This is a genomic window from Candidatus Vallotiella adelgis (genome assembly GCF_020541305.1).
GTDB classification, from domain to species: domain Bacteria; phylum Pseudomonadota; class Gammaproteobacteria; order Burkholderiales; family Burkholderiaceae; genus Mycetohabitans; species Mycetohabitans adelgis.
In genome coordinates this window covers 344,456-361,935 of sequence record NZ_CP047396.1, presented here as the reverse complement: position 1 = coordinate 361,935, position 17,480 = coordinate 344,456, and the positions used below count along the sequence as shown (strand labels likewise).

The 17,480-nt window shown below is 48.2% G+C and carries 15 protein-coding genes; 12 read left to right on the top strand and 3 right to left on the bottom strand.

Annotated features, from left to right (window positions below):
- The first annotated feature begins 248 nt into the window (after positions 1-248).
- Complete coding sequence (locus GJV44_RS01365) at positions 249-1,751, top strand: DNA recombination protein RmuC (RefSeq protein WP_226806715.1); 1,503 nt, start codon at positions 249-251, stop codon at positions 1,749-1,751.
- 228 nt (positions 1,752-1,979) lie between these two features.
- On the opposite strand, the gene GJV44_RS01360 is transcribed toward GJV44_RS01365, so the two are convergent.
- Both GJV44_RS01360 and GJV44_RS01355 read right to left on the bottom strand, forming a co-directional pair.
- A complete protein-coding gene (locus tag GJV44_RS01360) occupies positions 1,980-2,276 on the bottom strand; it encodes a hypothetical protein (protein ID WP_226806714.1) in 297 nt (98 codons plus the stop codon).
- Between the two features lie 970 nt (positions 2,277-3,246).
- A complete protein-coding gene (locus GJV44_RS01355; protein ID WP_226806713.1) occupies positions 3,247-6,237 on the bottom strand; it encodes an Rne/Rng family ribonuclease in 2,991 nt (996 codons plus the stop codon).
- Positions 6,238-6,482: 245 nt separating this feature from the next.
- Here GJV44_RS01355 and GJV44_RS01350 point away from each other — a divergent pair, with 245 nt between their 5' ends.
- From GJV44_RS01350 to GJV44_RS01340, 3 genes are all read left to right on the top strand, one after another.
- Positions 6,483-6,728, top strand: a complete 246-nt coding sequence (locus tag GJV44_RS01350; protein ID WP_226806712.1) for a hypothetical protein — start codon at positions 6,483-6,485, stop codon at positions 6,726-6,728.
- Between the two features lie 259 nt (positions 6,729-6,987).
- A complete protein-coding gene (locus GJV44_RS01345; protein ID WP_226806711.1) occupies positions 6,988-7,992 on the top strand; it encodes an RluA family pseudouridine synthase in 1,005 nt (334 codons plus the stop codon).
- The gene (locus GJV44_RS01340; RefSeq protein WP_226806710.1) at positions 7,982-8,641 is read left to right on the top strand and encodes an HAD-IA family hydrolase; all 660 of its coding nucleotides are present in this window, start codon (positions 7,982-7,984) and stop codon (positions 8,639-8,641) included. The genes GJV44_RS01345 and GJV44_RS01340 overlap by 11 nt, the downstream gene beginning before the upstream one ends.
- A 98-nt stretch (positions 8,642-8,739) precedes the next feature.
- Here the strand turns inward: GJV44_RS01340 and GJV44_RS01335 are convergent, their stop codons facing one another.
- Complete coding sequence (locus tag GJV44_RS01335) at positions 8,740-9,384, bottom strand: Maf family nucleotide pyrophosphatase (RefSeq protein WP_226806709.1); 645 nt, start codon at positions 9,382-9,384, stop codon at positions 8,740-8,742.
- Positions 9,385-10,297: 913 nt separating this feature from the next.
- Between GJV44_RS01335 and rpmF the strand changes: the two genes are divergently transcribed.
- The 8 genes from rpmF to rpoE all read left to right on the top strand — a co-directional run bounded on the left by rpmF (position 10,298) and on the right by rpoE (position 17,347).
- Positions 10,298-10,477: a 50S ribosomal protein L32 gene (rpmF, locus tag GJV44_RS01330; protein ID WP_226806708.1), complete on the top strand. Its 180-nt coding sequence runs from the start codon at positions 10,298-10,300 to the stop codon at positions 10,475-10,477.
- 113 nt (positions 10,478-10,590) lie between these two features.
- Entirely contained in the window at positions 10,591-11,736 is a 1,146-nt protein-coding gene (gene plsX / locus GJV44_RS01325) for a phosphate acyltransferase PlsX (protein ID WP_420885746.1), read from the top strand.
- Positions 11,729-12,712 (top strand): beta-ketoacyl-ACP synthase III, encoded by a 984-nt coding sequence (locus GJV44_RS01320; RefSeq protein WP_226806707.1) that lies wholly within the window; start codon positions 11,729-11,731, stop codon positions 12,710-12,712. The genes plsX and GJV44_RS01320 overlap by 8 nt, the downstream gene beginning before the upstream one ends.
- A gap of 79 nt (positions 12,713-12,791) precedes the next feature.
- Positions 12,792-13,724 (top strand): ACP S-malonyltransferase, encoded by a 933-nt coding sequence (gene fabD / locus GJV44_RS01315; RefSeq protein WP_226806706.1) that lies wholly within the window; start codon positions 12,792-12,794, stop codon positions 13,722-13,724.
- Positions 13,725-13,775: 51 nt separating this feature from the next.
- The gene (gene fabG, locus GJV44_RS01310; protein WP_226806705.1) at positions 13,776-14,525 is read left to right on the top strand and encodes a 3-oxoacyl-ACP reductase FabG; all 750 of its coding nucleotides are present in this window, start codon (positions 13,776-13,778) and stop codon (positions 14,523-14,525) included.
- A 132-nt stretch (positions 14,526-14,657) separates the two neighbouring features.
- The gene (acpP, locus tag GJV44_RS01305; RefSeq protein WP_226806704.1) at positions 14,658-14,897 is read left to right on the top strand and encodes an acyl carrier protein; all 240 of its coding nucleotides are present in this window, start codon (positions 14,658-14,660) and stop codon (positions 14,895-14,897) included.
- Positions 14,898-14,999: 102 nt separating this feature from the next.
- Positions 15,000-16,238 carry a beta-ketoacyl-ACP synthase II gene (fabF, locus tag GJV44_RS01300; RefSeq protein WP_226806703.1) on the top strand — a complete coding sequence of 413 codons (1,239 nt, stop codon included), beginning with the start codon at positions 15,000-15,002 and terminating at the stop codon, positions 16,236-16,238.
- Between the two features lie 509 nt (positions 16,239-16,747).
- A complete protein-coding gene (gene rpoE / locus GJV44_RS01295; protein ID WP_226806702.1) occupies positions 16,748-17,347 on the top strand; it encodes an RNA polymerase sigma factor RpoE in 600 nt (199 codons plus the stop codon).
- Positions 17,348-17,480: the final 133 nt, after the last annotated feature.

Below are 17,480 nucleotides of genomic sequence, written 5' to 3'. Positions count from 1 at the left end.
TATACTAATACTAGTATCTATAGTGATGATATAACTTTTCGGTTATTGAGCACTAGATATAAACTTCAGCTAAAATTGTAATAAAATCAGTAATTTTTAAGTATATATATTTCTAAGTATACTACAAAACTTAAACAGTATTTATATCTCGATATAAATCGAGAAAATTGTCTGCCCATATTGGGCGTTTGGCTATCAAGCCTGCAAATTAATATCAAGCTTAACTGGCTGGAGGGAGCAATACGTATATGCTGATGATTATCATGGGAGTGATAGTCGTTGTAATAGCCGCTGCACTGCTTATTTTTTTAGCTGTGATGCGGAACCATGAGACTGGCGATTCAATCAAAGCATCGCTGAAAAATCTTGCAGTTCGGATCTGCGAACTGGGCGAAATATACACGCATGCCCAGGATAAATTAGAGCGAGATTTACGTGTAGAACTGATTGAAAGTGCTCGTGTATCACGAGCTGACGCCGGCGCTGGTGTCACGCAACTACAACAAGCGCTTGCAGCACAACTCGCGAGTATTGCTACGGTACAAAACAATCAAATTGACGGTTTCGCGTATCAACTAGCTAAACTTACACAGAGTAATGCGCAGCAGCTTGATACATTCCGTTTGTCGGGCCAGCAGCAGGCACAACATGCGCGAGAAGAGCAGGCTGCGACATTGAAGCAATTCGGCGATACCCTAAACCAGCAGTTAGCTATGATCTCGGAGAGCAATGATCGGCGTCTTACCGAAGTGCGGGCCACACTCGAGCAAAAGCTTAAAGATATCGAGGCGAACAATGCAGCTAAGCTCGATGAGATACGGCTTATTGTCGATGAAAAGCTTCACGCTACGCTCGAGCAGCGTTTAGGTGAGTCGTTTAAATTAGTATCGGCTCGACTTGAGCAGGTTCATCGTGGTTTAGGCGAAATGCAGACCCTTGCTGCAGGCGTTGGCGACTTAAAAAAAGTGTTAAGTAATGTCAAGACGCGCGGTACCTGGGGCGAGGTTCAGCTCCAGGCGCTACTTGAGCAGATGCTTACATCTGATCAATATGCAAAAAATGTGGCGACGGTTCCGCTTAGCAGCGAGCGCGTTGAATTTGCAGTTCGACTACCGGGCTGGGGCGAAACTAAGCAAGGCAATGCGCAGCCGGTATGGCTACCTATCGATGCGAAATTTCCTCGTGAGGACTATGAGCGGTTAATAGAAGCACAGGATCGAGTAGACTCTGTTGGCCTCGAAGAGGCGACTCGCGCTCTTGAAACACGAGTTAAACTTGAGGCTAAAGCAATTGCAGATAAATATGTCTCGCCACCCCATACGACAGACTTTGCTATTATGTTTTTACCAACTGAAGGGCTTTACGCAGAAATTTTGCGCCGGCCTGGGCTAACTGACACATTGCAGCGCGAATACCGCATTACGATTGCTGGACCTACCACGCTGACCGCACTGCTAAATAGCCTACAGATGGGCTTCCGTACACTAGCGATCGAAAGAAGATCGAGCGAAGTGTGGCAGGTGCTAGGCGCAGTGAAAACGGAGTTCGGCAAGTTCGGCAACGTTTTGGCAAAAACGAAGAACCAACTCGCAACCGTTACTCGTTCTATTGAGCTGGCCGAGACCCGAACAAGGCAAATGCACCGAAAGCTAATCGAGGTCGAGGCACTACCTGGAGAGCAAGCCGATGATCTGTTGGGTCATGATAGGCAAGTTCTAGCAATGTCAGACGACAGCAGTAGCGATGAATAGGCCACACCAGGCAGCGCGTGTAAAACGATCTAATCAGATTAGATTGATAAATCGTTCATCGGTTTCTTGCGGATCTTCGAAACAGCTTAGGATCTTTTTTCTCGTTATATGCACGACGCGCTGCCCGTAGGCCGGTTATGCTAACCAACGCTTTTTGCGTTGCGGTCTGCCCCCCTTTCCTGAACCGTATTGGTTCAATATATTATTTTTAGATATAAGCCGCGTTATCTAGGAAGAGATAACGAGGTTATGGCTCCCCTGCGATGCATCTGAAAGCTCGATCTCGATACCGCCGAAGCGCGGTGCCACCCAGTTGTATGTGTAACATGCGATCCATAGCATGACAAAACCAAGCACAGTATTGAGTATTAATGCACTGAATACCGACAACAGCTCGACAGTTCCACATCGCACGAATACTACTATCATACCGAGTAAAACAATTGGCATACTAAAAGTCAGATATACAAATATTAGTACCTTAGCAGTCTGCCACGGAAAAATATGCGAGATCTGTTTTTTCATATCGAAGTTTCGATGATCATTCAAAAAATGATCGAATTATATGCCTGCTAAGGTCATAAAAAAACTGTGAGATGGGTAAAATAGTGTATCTAGGGAAATAATATTAACTATATTAGTTATATCTACTTACTCTTAGTAAGAGTACAAAATCATAAAAAATGAGCAATTTTTTATCTATGGGTGAATAACCCGCGGACGGATTCCAGAAACTGGAATCCAGAAAGAGAGAAGTGGAGTGCATGTGACTTTCGACATACAAACTTTAGTCGACTAACTTCGCTGGAGTGTGACGCTACTCTTCCGGCCCTAGCTAATCCATCAATGTACGTGCATATTTCTCATCATGAACTAAGACATTAAAATTAATACACTCTACGTTTGCACAGTACAGAATTCCATATAGCGGATTGCTACTTAAACTGACTACAGTCGTGTGATTTCATTAATGATTTGTTTATCAGCGACAATGTTGCATATCAGTGCAAGGAAGATCACGTGCCTGTTGGCGAATAAAGATAAATACGCTTTCTTCTCTGCAACGAGTAACTATATGCCGATATCGCTAGCATACACTCATGATAGCAAAGATTACGTTGATTTTCTAAGTGCCGTCTGCGTATTGCTAATATTATAGAGTTTAGCCCAGATAATGTGTGTTTATTGAGTTCAGATAATAGCAGGCTGCAGAATTTTTAGTATATCTTATTCATTGGAGAATACTACTTTATATATTCAATAAAACGCAATATATATTGATAATATCGAGCTATTAGCATAATTCCGCTATTTGTAAGTCCATACCTTAATAACCATGTTGGTCTTGCATGACTTAAGGCTTATCGTATACACGGCTTCGAAGCCTATCCAGCTACCTGACCGAAATACGGTTGCATAATTGAGATATTATAAAAAAAGCCCTCGTCCCTGACGAGGGCCTATCAACTGTTACACTCTTATTGGCCTAGTTTTCTTAGTAGCGGGTCTTGACCTGCTGCATGAGTTCCGTAGATGTTGGCGGCAATGGATTACGTTCGCGGCCGAGACGCACCGACTTTTGGATAGTGTTCGCGTCTTGCTGTGCGGAGCGCAGCTTATCGGCATCAGTGCTAATCCATATAAGTCCGGCGGACCTTATAATCGGCGCTAGTGTATCTTTTGAAAACTCGCTAGTTAACGAAGCCATTAGGGCTGGCGGCTCGGTCAATGGAGTCGAATTATTAGCGTTTCGCGATTGAGATCGCATCTCGTGATCGATAGTCAATATATTGACGATAGTAGTTTGCTCATAGCCCACTCCAGAATGAGTGATTGTCGTGTGCTCTGAGGGATAAGCCGCTTCATCCGGCGCGTAGGCATGCTCTGACATCTCTGATGTCAGCTCTTCACGCTCTACTAGTTTTGATTCGAGTAAATCCACTGCTTCCGCAGTGGTGGTTACTGGCATTGATACTATCGACGGTTCAGGGGGAGGCGATTTTTGGTGAATAATCGCGCTAGTGATGCTGGGAAGCACACCCGAATTATTAGCTACCTGCACAACTTTTTTCTGTACTACAAGTGCAGCTGGTTTCACAGGCGTAGCGATAGACATCTGTGCTGTTTCGCGATATCCGACAGCCTCATGAGTTTCCTTTAATATCGTAGATCGAGCCGTGACGCTCAGTACAGTAGCACCTGTCGCACCTTCTCCTTCTGCTATGTCTGCGGCATGGGTCAGATTAATAACTTCCTCGTTGCGTTCGCGTCGACCGCCGCGGCGACCGCGCCGTCGCCGCCGGCGCTCCTCGCCATCACGCCCGAGACTAGTTTCTAGCTTCGAGCCGGTACTTAGCGAGCCCGCTTTTCGGCTTTGTTCGACTGTTTGCTCGTCACGCAGTAACTCGACTGGCGATGGCTCAAACTGCTTTCGCTCGCTATGGTTGCGACGAGCGCTACGCTCCGTACGTTCGAGATGCGTCGGCCGTTCAGTGCTCGCCGATTGATCTACCTCCACATGGGGACTAGCTTTCTGGGTTTGGCAAAGGAATTGCGGATCGCGATTATCGCGATGAGAGCCGCAGCCTACTGGAGTATGAATATCATTATGTAATATGTTACGGTCACCAGGCCGCTGGCCGCGCCGATAAGAGTAGGTGCGCTCTATGTTCTGACGAGCATTATTCCCGGTACGTTCTCTAGTTGGCTGTGCCAATTCAGCCGTACTCCTAGCTCGGGCTAGTGGGGCGGAAGACTCGCTACTGAAGATACGCTTTAGCCATCCGATAAATCTGTCACTTGCTACAGGCAATGGTGAGCCCGGCTGGGCTTGCAATACTTGGTGTAGCACAGCGCTAGGCGCCGGAATTTCTGGCGTCATTCCCTTAACAGCAGCCTCTTGCTTCGGTTTCGATTCTGTATCGCGCTTCTTGCTATAGCTAGTTTCTGATTCTAGCTCACGCGCCGCTTCTGCTGCCATGCGCCACGATGAACGTGGCTCGTCGAGTCGCGCGTCGTCATGACGCAGGCGATCTAGCTTATAGTGCGGTGTTTCAAGATGCTTATTCGGAATTAGAGCGATATTTACCTTGAAACGTAATTCAATTTTATTGACTTCTTGGCGTTTTTCATTTAATAGGAAGGCAGTTACCTCAACTGGAACTTGGCAATGAATTGCCGCAGTGTTTTCCTTCATCGCTTCTTCTTGAATAATTCGCAGCACTTGGAGTGCAGATGATTCTGTATCGCGGATATGACCGCTCCCGTTACAACGCGGACAGGTTACATGACTGCCCTCTGATAGCGATGGCCGTAGTCTCTGACGCGACAGTTCCATTAGTCCGAAGCGAGAGATTTTACCCATCTGAACCCGGGCTCGATCATGCTTAAGTGCGTCCTTAAGCCGTTGTTCAACTTCGCGTTGGCTTTTGATTGACTCCATATCGATGAAATCGATCACAATCAGCCCGCCCAAGTCCCGTAATCGCAACTGGCGCGCTACTTCATCAGCCGCCTCTAGATTCGTGCGCAACGCTGTTTCCTCGATGTCGGCGCCTTTAGTCGAACGGGCTGAGTTTACGTCGATGGCCACCAAAGCTTCTGTATGATCGATCACGACACCGCCGCCGGATGGCAGCGGTACAGTACGTGAATATGCGGTCTCGATCTGGTGCTCGATTTGAAATCGAGAAAACAATGGCACATCATCATGGTAGCGTTTAACCTTATGGAGATTGTCTGGCATCACTACTTCCATGAATGCGCGAGCTTGATCTTGGATATCGTGTGTATCGATCAGAATTTCGCTAATATCAGGCTGGAAGTAATCGCGGATCGCACGGATCACTAGGCTTGATTCAAGATAAATTAGCAGTGGCCCGCGTGTACTATTAGCCGTCGCCTCGATCGCATGCCACAATTGCAATAGGTAGTTTAAATCCCATTGCAGTTCTTCAGTAGAGCGACCGATGCCTGCAGTTCGAGCGATCATACTCATGCCGTCCGGCAATTCGAGCTGTGCCATTGTCTCGCGCAACTCTTGCCGATCGTCACCCTCGATGCGTCGCGACACTCCACCGCCGCGCGGATTATTAGGCATGAGAACTAGGTAGCGTCCAGCTAGTGAAATGAACGTGGTCAGTGCGGCACCCTTACTTCCGCGTTCCTCTTTTTCGACCTGAACGATTAATTCCTGATCTTCATGGAGTGCATCCTGGATACGCACCGAACGCATGTCGCCGATACCTTCCTTGAAATACTGTCGGGCGACCTCCTTGAATGGCAAAAAACCATGACGATCTTCGCCGTAGTTGATGAAGCACGCCTCGAGCGATGGCTCGATACGCGTAATAACTCCTTTATAAATATTACCTTTTCGCTGTTCGCGGCCGGTGGTTTCAATATCGATATCAATTAGCTTTTGCCCATCGACGATTGCTACGCGCAACTCTTCTTGCTGCGTTGCATTAAATAACATACGTTTCATTAAACGGCTCCAGTTTGGCTGCGCATATCCCATCACAGTTCAAGGTGAAACCGGAATGGGCAGCGCTGCGCCGCCTCTTTTGATCAAAAAAGCACGCTGTAGCGGAAAACCTTGCCCAGAGAAAATTGCGTTGACCAGAACGCGCGCTCACTAAGGCGCGGCGCGTACGGGGGGGCATCTGCGAATAAATTAAAACCACAGCAAAACACGGTAGCACAGCTACGCATCGCGCTATTCAATGGTTGATGCATAGCATCAACCATAACCATGGACTGCTGTCAGCAGGCCGCCTAGGCACACTACACAATACACGCGTTACACCACGACAATTAGGTCCTACGTTCCTGCGTGGGTGTGCGCAGACTATTTACGGCGCGGATCGGATGTCTAGCTCGTTTTCGAACGCTATTGCGATCCGACGTCTGCACACATGGTTACTCGCAACCCGTCCAACCCGTTCGTGCTACATCGGCAGATATAGCGTGCCGTGAGCTGGACGCAAAAATTCTTTATGGTCAAAATTTCCGTTACCGGCTTGCCGTCGCCGATGCCGAATCCGCCTGTGGGCGATACCCCTGCTCCGTGCAACGACATGCGTGCAACTTGCTGCTTTCGTTTTCTAGGCAAGCAGTCGGCCTGTAGCACAAGCTAAAATAGCCCACCAGGGGCGCTTGCACTCAAAAAAACAGCCTGTCGCTTGCCGAGTGGGTTGCCACCAGCACACGGGCTGTCTAACAAATTATATTCAGAATGAATGGGTTAGGCAAAATATCACGTAATCATGTGGCTGCTGACCACGTTTCGTGGATAAACGTGGACGACGCATTAGCTGGCCAGCGAATCGATAATTTCCTTCTTCGCTTATGCAAAGGAGTACCAAAAAGTCATATTTATCGGATTTTTCGAAGCGGTGAAGTACGAGTTAATAAAGGCCGAGTTAAGGCTTCGTACCGGCTTAAGCATGGTGATATCGTGCGTGTTCCACCTATACGGGTGGCACAGCTTGATAGTTCCCGGATAAGAGCACCGGCCACGAAGTTTACGGTACTGTATGAGGACGACTGCTTGATTGTGCTGGACAAACCAGCTGGTATTGCGGTACACGGAGGCAGCGGGGTAAGTTTTGGCATCATTGAGCAAATGCGTGCTATGCGTCCTGATGCTGCTATGTTGGAACTAGTCCACCGGCTTGACCGGGAAACATCTGGTGTATTGTTGCTAGCGAAGAAGCGCGCAGCGCTTATTAATCTGCACCAGCAGATCCGTGAGGGTCGCTTAGATAAGCGTTACTTAGTGTGTGCGCATGGAGAGTGGCTCGCAGACTGGGGCGCGCGCCACGTAGTAAAGGAACCGCTATATAAGTATCGTACCACTAACGGTGAGCGGCGAGTTCGCGTGCAGTTCGATGGACAGGCTTCGCATACAGTTTTTAATCTACGACGTCACCTTGGTAACTATCTATTGCTAGAGGCAGAACTAAAAACAGGTAGAACTCATCAGATCCGCGTTCATCTAGCGCATCTAGGATTGCCAATCGTCGGTGACGATAAGTATGGCAATTTTCTGTTAAACAAAGACTGTGCCCGTCCCGATGCTCGGCCTAGCTTGCGCCGGATGTTCTTGCATGCGTGGCGGTTGCGTATTCAACACCCGGTTAGCGGTATTCCGATAACATTTTCGGCGCCGTTGCCCGTCGCATGCAGTAATTTTTTACAACAATTATTAACGAACATGTTCGACTTGGATGACACATAAAAAGTTTGACTTAATCGTATTCGACTGGGACGGCACACTGATGGATTCAACTACGCATATTGTGCGTAGTATCCATCAGGTGTGTCAAGACTTTGGTTTGCCAGCGCCTGATGCCATATCGGCAAACTATGTTATTGGGTTGGGGTTGCACGATGCACTACAGATTGCTGTGCCCACGCTTGATCCAAGCGACTATCCGCGCTTTGTAGAGCGCTACCGGTTCCATTATCTAAGTCGTGATTCTCACATTCAGTTGTTTGCCGGCGTACGTGAAATGCTAGATGAATTGCGTAGTGTTGGCTATCTGCTTGCAGTGGCAACTGGCAAATCCCGGGTCGGGCTCAACCGAGATCTGGAGGCAGTTCAGTTGATAACAATGTTTGATGCAACTCGATGTGCAGATGAAACTTTTTCAAAACCCCATCCAGCAATGCTGAATGAACTAACCTGGGAATTAAGGAAAGATGCCAAGCGCACCCTGATGATCGGCGATACAATCCATGATCTGAAAATGGCAGCTAATGCCGGAGCCGCTGCTGTAGCAGTATCCTATGGTGCCCATTCAGTTGGGCAACTAGTCAAGCTAAGGCCGCGATTTTGCGCTAATACCGTCACGTCGCTAGCCGATTGGTTGCGCGTGTACGGATAATCTATACTCGCTCGCTCTTGTGCTCATTATCGCGTCTTCAACTATTTTCTATGTTAACCATAACAGCATAGCTATCTGCTAGGTATAATGGACTAATATCATACTTGATTTAGTGTCTCAGCAGCAGTAACAACAGTGCTGAATAGCTTCACGCCCGCCTGACGCAACATGTCGGTCAGCCTAATTAGCGGTAAGCCGATTAGAGCTGTAGGATCATCGCTATCCACAGCTTCCAGCAAAGCAATTCCAAGCCCTTCCGACTTAGTGCTTCCCACGATGTTGTAAGGCCGCTCTATCCGCAAGTAAGCGTCTAGTTCCGTATCGGGTAAGTCGCGAAAGCGTACTCGCGTAACGACGTCTGCGCAGCGTGCCGTGCCGCTAATCGGGTCATAGAGGCACAGCGCCGTGTGAAACTCGACATCTCGACCTCGCATCGCGCGCAGCTGCTCGAGTGCGTGAGTATGGTTGCTTGGCTTGCCTATCTGCCGGCCCGAGAGCGTAGCAACCTGATCAGAGCCGATTACTAGCGCATCGCCGCTGCGAGCCGCTACGGTACGAGCCTTGTCAGTAGCTAGTCGCAGGGCAGTGCCGCTTGGCGTTTCATGCGGCAATGGCGTTTCATCGATAGCCGGCACATCAATGTCGAAGGTTATATGCAACCGCTTGAGGAGGGCACTCCGGTATGAGGAGCTAGAAGCGAGAATAAGTCGACGAGCAGCGATTGGAGAAAGTATAGGCGACATAAGCAGAATCAGTGCAAAATGCGCAGTTTGACCATAGTTACTACTTGGCGCATAGCATTAGGTAGCATCTTAAATATTTGACGCATAAAGATAAAAAACATATTAAACTAATTTTTGTCAGTGCATCCATCGTTTCTATTAACATTGGGGAATAGTAGTAGCGTTACCATCTTTCTTTTTTTGGGTGAGGTGAATAGCAGGATTAATAGACACAAAAGCGCGTCGACAGGCTGTGGAAGTAGCATTTAATCTTTATAAGTTTCCTCTGTTTAAGTTTTCACGAACGGGTTAGCGAACTGAGGTAGTTTGATGTTGATAGGTTAGCCCAGCTTGGCAACCAAGGCTCCCCAAGACGCATTGACGCTAGGTGATTAAACTTACGTTATGCTGGCACGAGCGGTGTGGCTTGGTTTACGAGCTACATTCCTTATACTGTACCCGAATGTGCTATGCCTGCTGGATAGTTGTGCATGGCGCACTCCGGTTGCTATGCTAACGTTGCATAGAACTTTTTTGCGTTCCACGAAATAATATTAATCCTGAATACCGAATCATCAAGAGCTCTAACAAGGCGGTTAGACACACTTTTGAAGATACGCTGTTTGATGGAATCATATATTCCCGTCAATTTGATTACGTCGACTTGATCTGAAGAAGGATTATGTTTGTTATTGGCGCTGACGCCAAATCATAAGGTCTGCATCCGAATACACGATGCGTCCGGTGGCTGCTGCAGTGAGCGAACATGTGCGCGCGATTTAAAACGCGATAGTGGCATTCACGCGTGATGTGCGAGGAATTTAAATATAGTGCACTAAAACCCAGCCTGGATAGCCTGATAGCTTGAATAAGCGGACGCAGTTCAAGGAGGGAGGGATGTGTTAAAATTGAGCAAATATTTTTTGGAGTTACTATGGCTGTTCAACAAAACAAAAAGTCGCCGTCGAAGCGCGGTATGCACCGCTCACACGACTTATTGAGCGCTTCGCCGTTGGCTGTCGAGCCGAGTACTGGCGAAGTCTATCTGCGCCACCACATCAGCCCCAACGGCTACTACCGTGGCAAAAAAGTTATCCAGACTAAAAACGTCTAAGTGACCTAGGCAATAATTGCTTGCATCACTTTTTATTCGTGATTAAATTATGTCGGTCCGCCAAAAAGCGGCGGATTAATGCCGCTTTTTTTGTCTAAAACTCGCCGTATCCCATGACTATAAAGATTGCAATCGACTGCATGGGGGGTGACCATGGTCCGGCTGTAACGGTTCCTGCTGCGGTCAGTTTTGCGTGTACGTATCTGAATACTCAACTCATTTTAGTGGGTTTGAGCGATGCGATTCGCGTACAGCTAAGGCGATGCGGGGCACTTAATATGCCGACGCTAACGATCGCCGAAGCGAGCGAAGTTGTTTTGATGGATGACTCTGTTGAAGTTGCTCTGCGCAAGAAAAGAGACTCATCGATGCGCGTCGCATTGAGCCTAGTGAAGCAAGGTCATGCACAAGCGTGCATATCAGCTGGTAACACCGGCGCGTTGATGGCAGTATCGCGTTATGTACTTAAGACACTGACCGGTATCGAGCGTCCAGCGATCGCGTTCGCTCTGCCGAATCAGTATGGCTACACGACAATGCTTGACTTGGGAGCGAATGTCGATTGCGAACCACAGCACTTATTGCAATTCGCTGAGATGGGGCACGCGTTAGTGTCTGCGATCGATGGCAAAGATTATCCATCGATCGGGTTACTAAACATTGGTGAAGAGGTAATTAAAGGCAATGATATTATCAAGCGTGCCGGCGAACTTCTACGCGCGAGCACGCTTAATTTCCGAGGGAATGTTCAGGGTAACGATATTTATAAAGGTACAGTCGACGTAATTGTTTGTGATGGCTTTGTTGGTAACGTTGCGTTAAAAACTTCTGAAGGACTCGCTCGGATGCTTGATAACATAATTCGCGAAGAGTTTAGTTATTCGTGGACTACAAAACTAATGGCTCTGCTCGCGCTGCCGGTACTGTCGCGTTTTAAAAGGCGGGTGGATGCACGTCAGTACAACGGCGCAGCGTTGCTCGGGCTGCGCAGTCTAGTCATTAAGAGTCACGGCTCAGCAGATAAATACGCGTTTGAATGGGCCATAAAACGTGGGTTTGATGCTGTCAAAAATGGTGTGCTTGAGCGTCTGATTCAGGCATTAGAAAAAAATGCGAACTCGACAGATAGTCTGTCTCATATAAATTCTGGTAAATCTGATAGATTCCAAGAGCAATTGCTATCTAAGCCAGTCACCAGTGACACTGTACGATCTTCGTCCAAGCTATCAGGGCGCTACCCTCGAACGCACGATGACTAATTGTTACTCGCGCGTGCTCGGCACTGGTAGCTACCTTCCGCCACTTCACTTCACTAACCAGGTGTTAGCCGAACGACTTTCTCGGGAAGGGATTGAAACAAGCGATGAATGGATTGTAGCGCGCACAGGCATTCATGCGCGTTATTTTGCTGCGCCTGAGCAAAAAACTAGTGACCTTGCATTAATAGCTGCGCAGCGCGCGATCGCAGCAGCTGACGTTGATTTTCAGACGATCGAGTTGATTATTGTTGCCACGTCGACCCCGGATTTTGTGTTTCCAAGCACAGCCTGTCTGCTGCAAGACAAGCTTGGCATCCGTAACAGCGGTGCCGCATTTGACATGCAAGCAGTGTGTGCTGGGTTTTCTTACGCGTTGACGGTAGCTGACGGGTTAATTCGCAGCGGCACATATCATAATGCGCTAGTAATTGGTGCTGAAACCTTTTCTCGACTGCTCGATTTCAAAGATCGAACCACCTGCGTACTATTTGGAGATGGCGCGGGCGCCGTCGTGCTTAGCGCATCAGACCAACCAGGGCTATTGGCCAGCGCGCTGCATGCTGACGGAAGCTACGCGCACATTCTATGCACGCCAGGCAATGTAAATGGCGGTGTTATTCAGGGTAGTGCGTTTTTACATATGGATGGCCCTGCAGTTTTTAAACTTGCGGTGAGTGTACTAGAGAAGGTGGCGCTCGAAGTGCTAGCTAAGGCCGACATGTCCGTAGACCAGATCGACTGGCTGATTCCACATCAAGCCAACATCCGGATCATGCAAGGCACGTGCCGCAAGCTCGGTTTTCCATTAGAGCGTATGATTGTGACGGTTGATCAACATGGTAATACATCAGCCGCATCGATTCCGCTCGCACTGGATATAGCAGTACGAGATAAGCGCATCCGGCCGGGAGACCAAATACTGATTGAGGGGGTTGGCGGCGGATTTACTTGGGGTGCAGCAATCATTCGCATGTAAACGCGTATACAACATACGAGGGCACTTGTTATGTTGTTTAAGTATATGTAATTTCGCTGCTTTGCAATTCAGGGTCGATATGAGATTTGCGTTTGTTTTTCCGGGACAAGGTTCGCAATCAGTCGGTATGCTTAATGCATTCGGCGATCACCCCGTCGCGAAGGCGACTCTCGAAGAAGCGTCCGATGTGCTGAGTCAAGATATTGGTCGTTTGATTGCGCATGGGTCGGTCGACGAACTGAACTTAACTATACATGCGCAGCCAGTGATGCTCACTGCTGCATATTTGATTTACCGCGTTTGGAAACAAGCCGGCGGCGCAACACCCGTAGTCGTTGCCGGCCACAGCCTCGGTGAATACACAGCACTTGTGGCTGCGGACTCAATCACATTTCACGACGCGTTATTACTAGTTCGCTTTCGCGCGCAGGCGATGCAGCAGGCAGTGCAGGTTGGGGTTGGAGGCATGGCAGCAATCCTCGGCTTGGATGATGCTGCGGTACGCGACGTGTGCTCGGAAGCAGCATCGGCTGGCATTGTCGAAGCTGTCAATTTTAATGCACCAGCGCAGGTCGTAATTGCTGGCCAAAAAGAAGCCGTAGATAAGGCATGCGAGATCGCTAAAACTAAGCATGCGAAGCGCACAGTGTTGCTTCCAGTATCAGTTCCATTTCATTCGTCGCTACTTAAACCGGTTTCTGAGCCCCTACGCGCATATCTGACTGATGTTGACATGCGCACACCGCAGATCCCAATGATTAATAACGTCGATGCAGCAATCTTTTCGGATCCATCTAAAATCAAAGATGCACTAGTGCGCCAGGCCGCTGGGCCAGTACGGTGGGTCGAATGTGTACGTATGATCGCAGCGCAGCAAGTTACGCATCTAATCGAATGCGGCCCCGGTAAAGTGTTAGCCAGGCTGACACAGCGTATTGATAGCCATCTATCGAGCGGCGCACTCACCGACCTAGTATCGGTCAACAACACACTAAAACTCTTGCAAGGCTGAAATCTTAGTCTGTCTTCGGGATTTAACATTCAAATGCGGAGCTAGAACGAGATGAAAAAATCTCTCGATAAGCAGGTTGTCCTCATTACTGGCGTATCGCGCGGCATCGGTCGTGCAATTGCGCTCGTGCTGGGGCATGCCGGCGCGATAATAATCGGCACTGCTACATCAGCTAATGGGGCGTCACTAATCAGTGACGCGTTGCGTGCTGAGGGCATTGTTGGGCGCGGCGTCGTACTAAATGTTAATAATAGCCTTGCGGCTCATTCTCTGATTGATGAGATACTCAAGGAGTATAAAGCATTAAATATTCTTGTAAATAACGCTGGGATCACGCAGGATCAGCTTGCGATACGGATGAGGAATGACGAGTGGGATGCAGTAATTAATACAAACCTTAAGGCTGTGTTCCACCTATCGCGCGCTGTGCTGCGGCCAATGATAAAGGCCCGTAGCGGTCGTATAATCAACATTACGTCCATTGTTGGCTCAACTGGTAATTCTGGACAGGTCAACTATGCAGCAGCTAAGGCGGGCGTAGCTGGCATGACCCGAGCACTAGCACGCGAGATTGGTAGCCGTAATATTACTGTAAACTGCGTTGCGCCTGGCTTTATCGATACAGATATGACCCGTCTCTTGTCTATGGAACAGCGCTCAGCACTCGATGCCCAAATTCCATTGGGTCGACTAGGTATACCGGAAGATGTTGCCCATGCGGTTGCATTTCTTGCTTCGGCGCAGGCGGGATATATTACGGGCACAACATTGCATGTCAATGGCGGTATGTATATGTGCTAATCATTGCTGGCTGTGCTTTCCGCTGTACTCGAAAGGGCTTCGGTGTAACTAATCATGCCTCATTGCTTGCGGGATAAACCTGTTAAAATGCAATAACTTGCATTTTAAAACTAATTTTCCCTGGAGGGATGTATGGATAATATCGAACAGCGCGTCAAGAAAATTGTCGCGGAACAGCTCGGCGTAGCTGAATTAGAAATCAAGCACGAAGCTTCGTTCGTTAACGATTTAGGGGCTGATTCGCTAGATACTGTCGAGCTTGTAATGGCGCTAGAAGATGAGTTTAGTATGGAGATTCCGGATGAAGAAGCCGAGAAGATCACGACGGTCCAGCAAGCTATCGACTACGCGCGAGCTCACGTTAAAGGCTGAGCAGCTAGGTTTTCTATTGCATATTGCAGCCACAGAGGCTGACGGGGTTCCGTTTGGTTTCTGTGGCCTTTTATTTTCTATTATTTATAAAAAAGGAATATCGTGAGCCGTCGTCGTGTAGTGGTTACCGGACTTGGGCTGATTTCGCCTGTTGGTAATAACGTTGCCGACGGTTGGTCGAACCTAGTCGCTGGTAAATCGGGGATTGCGAATATCACAAAGTTTAATGCGTCGAATTTATCGACGCGTTTTGCTGGTGAAGTTAAGGGTTTTAATGTTGAAGATTATATGGGAGCCAAAGAAGCCCGCCATATAGATACGTTTATCCACTACGGTTTTGCAGCCGGTGTACAGGCGATGACAGACTCAGGTATCGATACAGAGAGCGAGGATCTCGAGCGTATCGGTGTAGTAGTCGGCTCGGGTATTGGCGGCTTACCGATGATTGAGGCAACACAAACCGAGATGCTCCAGCGCGGACCACGGCGGATTTCTCCTTTTTTTGTCCCAGCCTCAATTATTAATATGATATCCGGTCATCTGTCAATGCATTATGGTCTCAAGGGGGCAAACCTAGCTATTGTAACTGCATGCACAACTGGTCTACATTGTATCGGCGAGGCAACGCGGTTAATTGAATATGGAGATGCTGACGTAATGCTAGCTGGCGGTGCAGAGGCGACTGTATCGCCGCTTGGCGTGGGCGGATTTGCTGCCGCGCGCGCTTTGTCGCAGCGTAACGACGATCCAGCAACTGCTAGCCGTCCATGGGACAAGGATCGTGATGGCTTTGCACTCGGTGAAGGTGCGGGCGTCATGGTACTCGAGGAGTACAAGCATGCTAAAGCACGTTGCGCAAAGATCTATGCCGAAGTTGCCGGCTACGGCATGAGTGCTGACGCGTACCACATCACTGCACCACTTGCAGATGGCGATGGTGCGCGCCGTTGTATGCTGGCGGCGTTGAAAAACGCGCGCGTGAACTTGGACAAAGTCAATTATCTAAATGCACACGGCACGTCAACTCCGTTAGGTGACCTAGCAGAAACTATAGGTATTAAGCGTGTGTTTGGCCATCACGTGAAGCATATGGTCGTGAACTCGACAAAGTCTATGACTGGCCACTTACTTGGCGGTGCGGGCGGGCTGGAATCGATATTTACTGTGTTGGCGCTCTATCACCAAGTATCGCCGCCCACAATCAACATTTTTAATCAGGATCCGGAGTGCGACTTGGATTACTGCGCGAATGCCGCACGAGAAATGAAAATCGATGTCGCACTGAAGAATTCGTTTGGTTTCGGAGGTACAAACGGTACGCTGATATTTCAGCGTATCTGATCACGAATCGCGAGCCGTCGTTTTTCTCTCCCCCACTTCATTCCGAATTTCCGCCCGCTGGCGTTGCGTAGATGTCGATAGAATTTTGTGGTGCTCAGTATGGGTTTCTACTTTGCAATGCCGGTTTCGCTTGTATAGTCTATTGTTTCACAGCGCTAAAGCGTATGAGGCCTGTATAACTAAAAATTATCTTTAGCGGTAATATTCTACCACCCCTAGATATGCACGCCTTACTGCCAAGTCTGTTGTACTGTTCGTATATGTAACGACAAATAAGCAATGCGGCATCCCATAATTTAACACTAGGTTCGGTGATAATCATTGCACATACAACTAAGACAACCTATGTTTGGAGGATTGGCAAGCGCGTTGGCATGTCAGAATTAAGGGTTTTAGATAAGCTATTTCGAATCCTCCTTTCATACTGTTGAAGTACTTATCCTTCCTAGAGGGGCAGTACAATCGGCATCCTTTCGGGTTGCAATCTATATAAAAAATGGATTTTTCAGGTGAGCGAAAAAGAAATCGACCAGGCATTGGTCGAGCGCGTGCAAAAAGGCGATAAAGCCGCCTTCGAACTCTTAGTTACTAAATACCACCGCAAGATTATCAGGTTGATTTCGCGCCTGGTGCGCGACTCTGCGGAAGTTGAGGACGTCGCGCAAGATGCTTTTATCAAAGCATATCGCGCGCTGCGGCAATTCCGAAGTGAGTCGACGTTTTATACATGGTTGTATCGGATTGCCATCAACACCGCAAAGAATTATCTTGCAACACAAGGGCGACATACATCAACTTCTAGACATGCAGATATAGAAACAGTTAAAACTTGCCTTGATGTTAAACATTTAAAAGATGTTAACACACCCGAATTAGTATTGATGAGCAAGCAAATTGCGCACACAGTAAATACTGCGATGGCACTGTTGCCGGATGAATTGCGCATAGCAATCACGCTGCGCGAAATCGAAGGACTAAGCTACGAAGAAATCGCCGATACAATGAGTTGCCCGATTGGTACAGTTAGATCGAGAATTTTTCGCGCTAGAGAAGTTATTGCCACAAAGTTGCGCCCCTTGCTAGACACTCCTGCAGGAAAACGATGGTGACGGCAGAGGTTGAATAAGCACTATGACGGATCGCCGATCAGACAGGAAGGGGGTATAGAGCCCGTTTCGTTCTAAATAAACTAGTCAGTGAGGCGCATGTTGGTTACTCAGTAATATTTCTACCGCTACGGAC